This is a genomic window from Clostridium aquiflavi, from assembly GCF_031344075.1.
Lineage (GTDB): Bacteria > Bacillota > Clostridia > Clostridiales > Clostridiaceae > Clostridium > Clostridium aquiflavi.
Genome location: NZ_JAVJAN010000024.1, coordinates 57,319 through 67,088 on the forward strand (window position 1 = coordinate 57,319; position 9,770 = coordinate 67,088).

Genomic DNA, 9,770 nt, shown 5'->3' on the forward strand with positions numbered 1-9,770 from the left:
AAAGATAAGCTTCTATAAAAACTAAAGATTTTCTAAAGAAACATAAAAAATGTTTTTAAAAATAAAATAGTTCATCTCATAATATAATTCTTGTTAACTGACACTAAAATATCAACATTTATTTAGAACATAGCATAAAAATAAAATGCATAGTATGTAAAAAATAACACACTATGCATTTACACTATATTAAAAAGTAATATTAAAAATCACTTTAAAACTTTATCTATTAAATTATTGAACTTTAAAAGCTCCACTTTGTCATATTCCTTTATTATTTCATCAATACAATACTTTATATAATATTGTACTGTTATTTTGCTAGCATTATTTAAAGCTATTTTAAAAACCGTTATTTTTTTAGATAACTCATCATTTGAATTAGTCTGAATACTTATATTCTCTAAAATTCTAGCATGTCCTAGTATTTTATATAGTTTCTTTATGACTAGGTCTTTTTTATCAAAATTATCTTCGTTCAAATTACCTCCTATTAATTGCTCACAAATTATAATAAAATATTTTTTATTATATTATATTTTGTACATTATATCTAGTGAATACTTTCTTATATATTAGTCTTTAATTTCACTAGATATATTTTTATTTATCAAATATTTTCTTATCATAAATAATCCTGCAATTGCAATAACTCCTAATAATAATTCAGTCATTGCACCCTCTTTAGGTATTAATAAAAGTTTTCTTGCTATTGCATAAAGTAAAACTTCCACAATAGTATCTGGAGTATGTAATGAAAGCATTGTTACAAGTTCAATGCCTATTATTAGTAGAAATATTTGTGCAAGTAAATCATTTATTTCTTCATATTCTACTATTAACTATAAAAATTTCTACAATGTGTTTTATAACATCAATAGTAGATAACAATACTAATAGCATAACTACTATGGCTAAAGCAGCTTCAAAATAATGTGCTATTTTAATGTAAATTTGTTTTTTCATTCGTTATATTCCCCCTAATTTTTAATAATTATATATAAAATATATGACTAGTATATTCACCTATATAAGTAAAATTACTTTTTAATTAAGTTGTTGATATAATTACCACTTTAAATTTCTATTATTTTGTTAATACTATAACTGTAATAACATAGTAAGGAGATGGTTATGTTGAAAAATGATAATAAAAAAACATTTAATAAGGATAACGTTCTAAGAAATGGAACTAAATCTCAAAATCAATATGCTAAAAGTAGTTTTAACACCACTATAGAAGAACCAGCTTTAAACGAAAGTGGTATTGATGCTAAAAAAAGAGGATTTTAATAATTTTCTTCTAATAGAATTTTAACACACATATAATTTGTAGGAATTTACATTAATGCCTTAATAATTTTAAAGCTCTTGGTTTTATGTAAATATTAAAATAATGTTTACATAAATTATCACTTTATCTTTAAAATCATAAAAGGAATTAACCGTAAATTCCTATATATTTCTCATCATCTTACACTTCTCTATAAAACTATACTAAAACTTATATATTATTCATATGATTTATTTTTAATAAGTTATGCACTGTCATATAAAAATCTACTAATAAATAAATAAATAAGTAAGAATACTGTTAGTTTTGCAAACATTGTTTCACTTCTTATAAACATATTAAGAAAACTTGGCTCTATATATTTTAATCCCAAAAACGTCATTAAAGTCCAAGCTATAGAGAATTTTAAACTAACTAATCCCTTAAAATTATACTTTAAATTAGAGTAGTCCCAATAAACTTTATTAAAAATTTCCTTTAATAAATATCCACTTATGTATTCTATTATAGATGGTGTAAAAAAGCAAAATATTAATATTAATGTTGTATAATCAGAAAAATAATTCTTTAATATTATAAGAATGCTTACAGTTATTCCATACATAGGTTTAAATGGACCTATTAGAAAACCATCTTCTTTAAATTTTCCAGTTATACAAAAACAATATACTTCTTCAATAATCCACCCTATAAAAGAATAAATAATAAAATTAAATAATGTATAATTAATTAAATTCATTGAGTTTATCACCTTCCTTAAGGTTAATATTTGCATAACTCAATATATTTATTTATTAATTAAATGATTTTTTGCAATTACTTGTTATAATGTTCTTATAGTTATATAAAATATCGTTTAATACAAGGAGAATATATTATGCAAAAACTTTACTACGAAGATCAATATTTAAAGAAATTCACTGCTGAAATAGAACAAGTCAAGGAAGTAGGTAATGAGTTTCATATAGTTTTAAATAAAACTGCATTTTTCCCAGGGGGAGGAGGGCAAAGACATGATTTGGGCAAAATTGATGAAATTGAAGTGTTAAATGTCTATGAAAAAGATAATTTAATTTATCATGTACTAGATAGAAAACCTTCGAGAATACATAATGTTAAATGTTCAATAGATTGGTTAAGACGATTAGATGGAATGAATCATCATTTAGCTCAACATGTACTATCTGCATGCTTCTTTAAGCTTTTTAATATAAATACACTTGCAGTTCATCATGGAAATGAATTTAGTACCATTGACTTTAATTCTATACTTACAGAAGAACATGTACGCTCCTGTGAAAAATATGCTAATGATATTATTGAAAAATCCTTGGATGTAGAATTTCTAACTCCAACTAAAAGAGAACTTAAAAGTATGAAACTTAGAAGGGATCTTCCAGATACTAATGAACAAATACGTATTGTTAAAATTGATGATTTAGACCTTAATGCTTGTTGTGGTGTTCACCCTAAATCAACATTAGATTTAAGACTTATAAAAATAAAAAAATATGAAAAACATAAAAAAGGATCTAGAATTGAATTTATAACTGGATCAAAAGCTGTAACTGATTCTTTAGAAAAAGATTTATTTGCAAATTCTATGTGTAAATACTTAAATTGCAATGAAAAAGAAGCTTTAAATGGAATAGAAAATTTAAACTTAGAGTTAAAAAATGTACTGAATGAAAATAAAAATATGAGTATTGAACTTTCAAATTATGAAATTAAAGAGATTATAGAAAATTCAGCTCAAATTAATAATATAAACATTATTAAATATGTATATAATAATAAAACCTTAAAATTTATTAATACAATTGTTTCACAAATAACAGAAAAAGATAATAAAATTGCTCTAATTGCACTAGTAAATGATGATAAAATAAATCTTATATTTTTATGTTCTAAAAATATAAAAAATGTTAATATGAATGAATTATTAAAAGATGCAATAGTTCTTATAGATGGACGTGGCGGTGGAAATCAAACCCTTGCACAAGGTGCTGGTAAGAATTTATTAAACTTAGATAATACCTTAGACTATGCTTTTAATAAGCTTAAAAGTATGTTATAAAATTATAGACTACTTAATAATTTTATTAAAAATTAAAACTTATCAAGAGTAAGTTGCTACTTCAGTATTAATTTCAACTAACTAAATAAGATTTGAGAGTTCACATTTTATAAATAATAAAAAATCAACCGAAATCTCCAGTACTCTAAAGGTTGATTTTTTCATTTTAATATATTACAAATTTTAAATATATTACTATAATAATGTTTGGACTAATTCTTTGCTTGGTGAAGGTAATACTACAGTTCCTATAATATCTCCACCCTCTTCAAGCTTAGCTTCTGCTGCTTCTATGGCTGCTTTTACAGCTGATACTTCTCCTGTAAGAATAACATATCCTTTTCCACCAAGTCCCCTTGCTATTCTTATTTCTAATAGTTCTACATTGGCTGCTTTTAACGCTGTATCACCTGCAATTACAGAAGCAACAGCTGACATTGTTTCAATAACACCAATAGATGAAATATCATCAAAATCACAAGTTGCTGTTATTGCTGGAAATACTTTTTCATGCACACTAGCTATTGTATATTCGCTTATAAGATAGCTAAGTCCAACTTCCTTACCAACGCCAACTGCATTTGTGACATCTCCTACATCTCCTGCTAATATTACTATATACTTACCTGGACACATTGGAGTTGCTAATATAATTTCTACATTAGCGGATTTAACCATTTCATCTGCTGCTTGAATTCCTTTTGCAATACTTTTAAACTCTAGTAATCCAATAGATTTTCTCATTTCATTTTCTCCTTTCTAGTTATCTTATTTACTAATAATAATGCTATCATCATTTATTTCTTTTATAACTCCATCTATACTTGCATGAATCTTTGCACCTAATTTATCATTAGGTATATCTCCTATAAGATCACCTTTTTTAACTCTATCTCCAATATTAACTATTGGTTCTGCTTTAGCTCCTATATGTTGAGATCTTAATATTACAACTTCTGAAAAATCATATTCCTCATTTTGAAGTGGTGCTTCAACATCGTATTTTTCTATATTTAATCTTTGCTTAAGCTTATGAACTGGGAATTTTCTATATTCTCTGAAATCATCTGCTTTTTCTGGAGCATTATGATTAGGATTTTTAATGCCATTTTTAGCTAATTCACCTTTAAAGAAACTATTTAACTTCCAAGGTTGAAGTCCCATTACACAAACTTGTTCACAAAGTCCACATTCACTGCATAGAAATGAAGCTGTTGGTAATATTTCTTTACTGCAAGTTCCACCATAACTTGCTATTCTCATCATCTTATCGGGTTCTAACTTATGTCCTAATAAATGTCTTGGGCATACCTCAGTACACATTGAACAATGACAACATGCTGCTCTTGCTTGTTTTAACATAGATTGTATGTTTCTTTTCTTTGAAACAACTATATTATGACTCTTAGATATAACTATTAATCCTTTAGTATTTTTCTTTATAGGTCTATTAATATCTTCTATTAATTTACCCATCATAGGACCACCATCAATGATTTCAAACTCATCAATCAATGTTCCACCTGCTAATTCAAGAGCTTGTCTTACTGATATTCCAATGGGAACTTTAACAGTAATAGGATTTTTAACTTCACCTGTAATAGTTAAAAATTTTTCAGTAACTGGTTTTCCTTCTAAAGCATTATATACATTTAATAATGTTTCAACATTAATAACTATAACCCCAACATTTAAAGGAATCCCACCTTCTGGAACAACTCTTTTAGTTACTTCATAAACAGTAATTTGTTCATCTCCTGCTGGATAAAAATTTCCAAGTTCGAATAATTCTAGTTTTGGATATTCTCCTAATTTTTCATTTAAATTTTTCATTGCTGATTTGTATTTACCCTTTAATGCAATAACACCTTTAGTTGCTTCAGTTTGCTCTACTATTTTGTTTAATGCATATAAAAGTTCAGAAGATTTTTCTGCCATCAATTGTTGATCTACTTTCAGAAGTGGTTCACATTCAGCACCATTTACAATAACATATTCAACTTTTGCATTTAATTTTACATGAGTTGGAAACCCAGCGCCACCAGCACCAATTAATCCACCATCTTTTATTAAATCTAAAAAGTTTTTTTCCACTAATCTCATCTCCAATTCTATTTAATAGAGAAATTATCTACCATTACACATCTTCTTTTTCTTGTAAATGTTCTTGCAGATGTTAAACCTTCTCCAGTTGGGCCTGCAATAGTAAATGTTCCATGTCCTTCTGCACCATATCCAATTCCAGCATATGATGGAGCATTTTTAACAAATATAGTTGTTTGTACTGCTTTAGCAAATTTACTTAAATTGTCTATATGTTTTGAGTGCATTATAGCAGTGTGTCTATTTCCATGTTCAAGTTCAACACCAAGCTCAATAGCTTCATCTACATTTCTAACTCTTATAATAGGTAAAATTGGCATCATAAGTTCTTCAACTGCAAATGGATGATTCGCTCCAACTTCAGCAAATATAACTCTTATACTTGGATCTATATTAATTCCTAACTTACTCATTATATAATCAGCATTTTTTCCAACAAATTTCTTGTTTATAGTTCCATTCTCTGTTAAAACAAGTTTTTCTAATTGTGCAAGCATATTTTTATCAGTTATTTCTAAAGCACAATATTTTGACATACAAGTCTTTAAGTAATCAGTAACTTTATCTACTACTATTACCTCTTTTTCACAAATACATGGTAAATTATTATCAAAACTACAGCCATCTATAATATCAACTGCAGCTTTTTCAATATCAGCAGTTTCATCAACAACTACTGGTGGATTTCCAGCTCCAGCTCCTATTGCTTTTTTACCACTTGATAATGCTACTTTAACAATTCCTGGACCACCTGTTGCACAAATCATATTAACTTTTGGATGAGATAACATTATATTAGTACTTTCAATGTTTGGATTTCTAACAGTAACTATAAGATTCTTAGGTCCATTTACTCTTTCTATTGCTTTATTAATAAGTTGTATTATAAATACTGAAACATCTTTTGCTCCTGGATGAGGTGAAAATACAACTGTGTTACCTCCTGCAAGCATTGATATTCCATTGTTTATTATTGTTTCAGTTGGATTAGTTGATGGTGCAATTGCTCCTATAACTCCAAATGGTGACATTTCATAAAGAGTTAATCCACCATCTCCAGTTTTAACTCCAGCTTCAAGGTCTTCTACACCTGGAGTTTTATCTAAAGCAAGGTTATTTTTAAGTATTTTATCTTCATATCTTCCCATTCCAGTTTCTTCAAAAGTTCTACGAGATATTTCTTCTACATTTTTTCTAACTTCTGCTTTAAATGCTTCAATTATTTCAGTTCTTTTATCCAATCCAACTTTTCTATATTCTTGTTCTGCCAACCATGCTTGTTCTATAGCATCATTTATATCTTCAAATACTCCATATTCACCAGCTTGCATTGTAGGAGTATTCATAAATCCCATTATTTTCTTTTCAATATCTACTAATGGATTTACTTCTTTTGGAGCAGTGGCAGTAATTATAGCCCCTTGTTCTTTCTCATTTCCTGTAAGCTCTTTAACAATATTCTTAACTATACTTTCTATATCTATCATATTGAAATCATTCATTCTATTCTCCTCCTAATTTCATTCTTTACTTACTTCAACGCTATCTACTATAGCAACAATGGCTCTATCTATAGGTGCATCCTTAGCATTAAATTGTTGATGTGCTGCATAACCAGTTGCTACTAATACAAGTTCACCATTACCTGCTCCTACAGAATCTATAGCTACTTCAATATTTCCTGCTGGATTATATTCTGGAGTTAATGGTTGTACCATAAGCATTTTCTTTCCTACTAGTCCTTCGCTTTTGGTTGTTGCAACCACTACTCCAACCACTTTTGCTAAATACATATTTTTGCCCTACCTTTTTATAATTTGTATTCCAAGATCTTCTGATAAATCTTTTGCAAGAGATGTAATTATAGAATTACTTGGAATTATAATTTTTTTATTCTCACTATTATTAGAAATATCTTCACTTGAAATTACTTTTTTATTTATTTTGAATTCTAAAGTTCTGTCATTTTCATTAAATTCATTTTTAAAATTACTTGATACGATTTCATTTATATTACTATCATCTATTTTAGATTTAAATTTGAGTAAACTATCTCCATTGAAATCTTTTTTTATTATAGAATCAAATATATTATCTGAATTAACCAAATTTATTCCATAAGATTCTAATCTATCTAAATATCCCTTAATCATGTTCATATATGGAACAGGAATATTTTTGTACGGATTTTTTCTTGTACTTGATTCTCTAAAATCAACACCCTCTTTAGAGATTATTACTTTTGTACCATTTAAAATACACTTTGATATAAGTGTAGTTGGCATTGTATCACTTATTCCATTTGCTACCTTAGATAAAGAATTTATACTTAAAGTCGCACCTATTAATAAATCAAATTCTTCATCATATATATGATTACTATCTTCCAAATCATCATCTATATAAATATCTTCCATATTAAAAATTTCATTTATAATATTTGAATCTATCATTTGTGATGCATGTTTTGATAAAACTGCTTTTAATTTTATACCTTGAGTTTTTAATTTTTTTAATTCCGCGATGCTCTCTTTTAATCCAACTGTACTTCCTGTAAAAAAAACCACAGCTTTTTTAGTTCTAAATGCTTTATCTTCTAGTTGAAACATAACCTCTTTTAAAACAATTTGGACAATCTCATCAAAGTTCAAATTAACCACCTCACTTAATGCAACTAACAGCAATACCTAGAGGTGTAACTAGCAATGGATGGTTTGGTTTTATAGTTTCTATACCAATAATCTTTTCAAAAACAGCTGTAAATTCACTGAAACTACATGCTCCGCCAACAACATAAATTTTATTTACATCATAGCCTTGTAAGTGTTTTTTTACAATATAAGCCATCTTTTCTATGACAGGTTTGATAAGGATAAAATTATCTTTTTCTTTTTTAGGATCTTTTTTTAATTTTTCTGCTTCCTCAAAAGATATATTATAATTTCCTGATAATACCAAACTCATATGAGTACCTCCAGTTGGTTCATCTGCTGTATATAGTACTTTACCATCTTTTAAGATACTTACTCCAGTTGTGCCCCCACCAACATCAACAACTGCTCCATCTTTTATTCCAAGTACTGCTGCTGCTGCAGTTGGTTCATCAATAATACTGACCAATTCTATATCAGCTGCTTCTAGTACGTTTCCAATTGCTTTTACGTTTCCCTCTAAAGTTCCAGGTGGAATTGCTGTTGATCCATAACTTATAGTTGTGCCTAAAACCTTCTCTACTTTAGCTTTTAACTTTTTTACTATTTCTATAGCACCAATAAAATCTACGACTAGTCCATCTTTCACAACTGATGCTGGATATGATGCTCCTGCTACTGGATTATTATTTTCGTCAACTACTGAAAGAACTATATTGGCTGTACCTAGATCTACTCCAACTTTTAAGTTATTACTAACTTCATTGCACTTTTCTTCTTTTATTAAATTATAAAAAATATCTAACCCTTTATTTGTATCATCTAACCCCATAGCTAAACTCCTTCAACTTTAGTAATTCTTATCTTATCACCATTTTTTAGTCCTGAAGCATTAGCTTCATCTGTATCAATATGCATTTCTGGTACAAAATCATCTGAAACCCTAATAATTACATTGTGAAAAGTTACTTTTCTTGGACCATAACTAGTTACATCAACTAGTTCTCCATTTCTATATCCATATTTTTTTGCAAAATCTGTAGATAAATGAATATGTCTCGAAGCAATTATTACACCCTGATCTATTTTTATTTCTCCCTTAGGTCCCTTCAGTAATATTCCTGGAGTACCACTAAGTTTTCCTGATTGTCTTATAGGTGCATTTATACCTAATTTCATTTCATCTGATATTGAAACTTCTAATTGAGTAGATTCTCTTAATGGTCCAAGTACTCTTATTCTTTCAAAATATCCTTTCGGACCTCTAGCTTCAACTGTTTCATCATATGCATATTGTCCTGGCTGTCTCAACTCTTTTTTTATATTAGGTTTATAGTTTTCTCCAAATAAGCCCTCAAGTTCTCTTAATCCAAGATGAATATGCTTATTAGATATTCCTACGGGTATTAAACTTTCATTATACTTATTCAATTCTTCTATAACTGCTTTTGTAACAGTTAATATTATTTTCTCTATATCTACTTGAACCATATGAAATTTCTACCCCTTTCTTATATTAAAGATTAGATTGTGGCAATATTTTTTCAGTATCTATATGAGGTCTTGGTATTACATGTATTGATACAACTTCTCCTACTTTTTGTGCTGCTGCTGCTCCTGCATCTGTTGCTGCTTTAACAGCTCC

14 protein-coding genes are annotated in these 9,770 nt (G+C 27.9%); 2 read left to right on the top strand and 12 right to left on the bottom strand.

The genetic code is table 11. From position 1 onward, the window contains the following. Window positions 1-209: 209 nt before the first annotated feature. The 3 genes from RGC78_RS10065 to RGC78_RS10075 all read right to left on the bottom strand — a co-directional run bounded on the left by RGC78_RS10065 (window position 210) and on the right by RGC78_RS10075 (window position 966). The gene (locus tag RGC78_RS10065; RefSeq protein WP_012425812.1) at window positions 210-482 is read right to left on the bottom strand and encodes a metal-sensitive transcriptional regulator; all 273 of its coding nucleotides are present in this window, start codon (window positions 480-482) and stop codon (window positions 210-212) included. 93 nt (window positions 483-575) lie between these two features. Continuing rightward, window positions 576-764: a hypothetical protein gene (locus RGC78_RS10070; protein ID WP_309556564.1), complete on the bottom strand. Its 189-nt coding sequence runs from the start codon at window positions 762-764 to the stop codon at window positions 576-578. 61 nt (window positions 765-825) lie between these two features. Then, window positions 826-966 (bottom strand): hypothetical protein, encoded by a 141-nt coding sequence (locus RGC78_RS10075; protein WP_309556565.1) that lies wholly within the window; start codon window positions 964-966, stop codon window positions 826-828. 168 nt (window positions 967-1,134) lie between these two features. Here RGC78_RS10075 and RGC78_RS10080 point away from each other — a divergent pair, with 168 nt between their 5' ends. Beyond that, complete coding sequence (locus RGC78_RS10080; protein WP_309556572.1) at window positions 1,135-1,293, top strand: hypothetical protein; 159 nt, start codon at window positions 1,135-1,137, stop codon at window positions 1,291-1,293. A gap of 245 nt (window positions 1,294-1,538) precedes the next feature. Here RGC78_RS10080 and RGC78_RS10085 read toward each other — a convergent pair whose 3' ends face one another. Next, window positions 1,539-2,033: a putative ABC transporter permease gene (locus tag RGC78_RS10085; RefSeq protein WP_309556566.1), complete on the bottom strand. Its 495-nt coding sequence runs from the start codon at window positions 2,031-2,033 to the stop codon at window positions 1,539-1,541. Between the two features lie 138 nt (window positions 2,034-2,171). Between RGC78_RS10085 and RGC78_RS10090 the strand changes: the two genes are divergently transcribed. Then, window positions 2,172-3,371 carry a DHHA1 domain-containing protein gene (locus RGC78_RS10090; protein WP_309556567.1) on the top strand — a complete coding sequence of 400 codons (1,200 nt, stop codon included), beginning with the start codon at window positions 2,172-2,174 and terminating at the stop codon, window positions 3,369-3,371. A gap of 195 nt (window positions 3,372-3,566) precedes the next feature. On the opposite strand, the gene RGC78_RS10095 is transcribed toward RGC78_RS10090, so the two are convergent. From RGC78_RS10095 to RGC78_RS10130, 8 genes are all read right to left on the bottom strand, one after another. Beyond that, complete coding sequence (locus tag RGC78_RS10095) at window positions 3,567-4,115, bottom strand: BMC domain-containing protein (RefSeq protein WP_309556568.1); 549 nt, start codon at window positions 4,113-4,115, stop codon at window positions 3,567-3,569. A gap of 24 nt (window positions 4,116-4,139) precedes the next feature. Next, window positions 4,140-5,465 carry a 4Fe-4S dicluster domain-containing protein gene (locus RGC78_RS10100; protein ID WP_309556569.1) on the bottom strand — a complete coding sequence of 442 codons (1,326 nt, stop codon included), beginning with the start codon at window positions 5,463-5,465 and terminating at the stop codon, window positions 4,140-4,142. 17 nt (window positions 5,466-5,482) lie between these two features. Next, window positions 5,483-6,976 carry an aldehyde dehydrogenase family protein gene (locus RGC78_RS10105; protein ID WP_039307769.1) on the bottom strand — a complete coding sequence of 498 codons (1,494 nt, stop codon included), beginning with the start codon at window positions 6,974-6,976 and terminating at the stop codon, window positions 5,483-5,485. Between the two features lie 18 nt (window positions 6,977-6,994). Then, window positions 6,995-7,267, bottom strand: a complete 273-nt coding sequence (locus RGC78_RS10110; RefSeq protein WP_012425087.1) for a EutN/CcmL family microcompartment protein — start codon at window positions 7,265-7,267, stop codon at window positions 6,995-6,997. Between the two features lie 9 nt (window positions 7,268-7,276). After that, a complete protein-coding gene (locus tag RGC78_RS10115; RefSeq protein ID WP_309556570.1) occupies window positions 7,277-8,125 on the bottom strand; it encodes a flavoprotein in 849 nt (282 codons plus the stop codon). Window positions 8,126-8,135: 10 nt separating this feature from the next. After that, window positions 8,136-8,957, bottom strand: a complete 822-nt coding sequence (eutJ, locus tag RGC78_RS10120; RefSeq protein WP_309556571.1) for an ethanolamine utilization protein EutJ — start codon at window positions 8,955-8,957, stop codon at window positions 8,136-8,138. A gap of 2 nt (window positions 8,958-8,959) precedes the next feature. Beyond that, window positions 8,960-9,616, bottom strand: a complete 657-nt coding sequence (locus RGC78_RS10125) for a phosphate propanoyltransferase (RefSeq protein ID WP_012422934.1) — start codon at window positions 9,614-9,616, stop codon at window positions 8,960-8,962. 25 nt (window positions 9,617-9,641) lie between these two features. Beyond that, a partial coding sequence (locus RGC78_RS10130) for a BMC domain-containing protein (protein WP_260709713.1) occupies window positions 9,642-9,770 on the bottom strand: 129 nt, incomplete at its 5' end.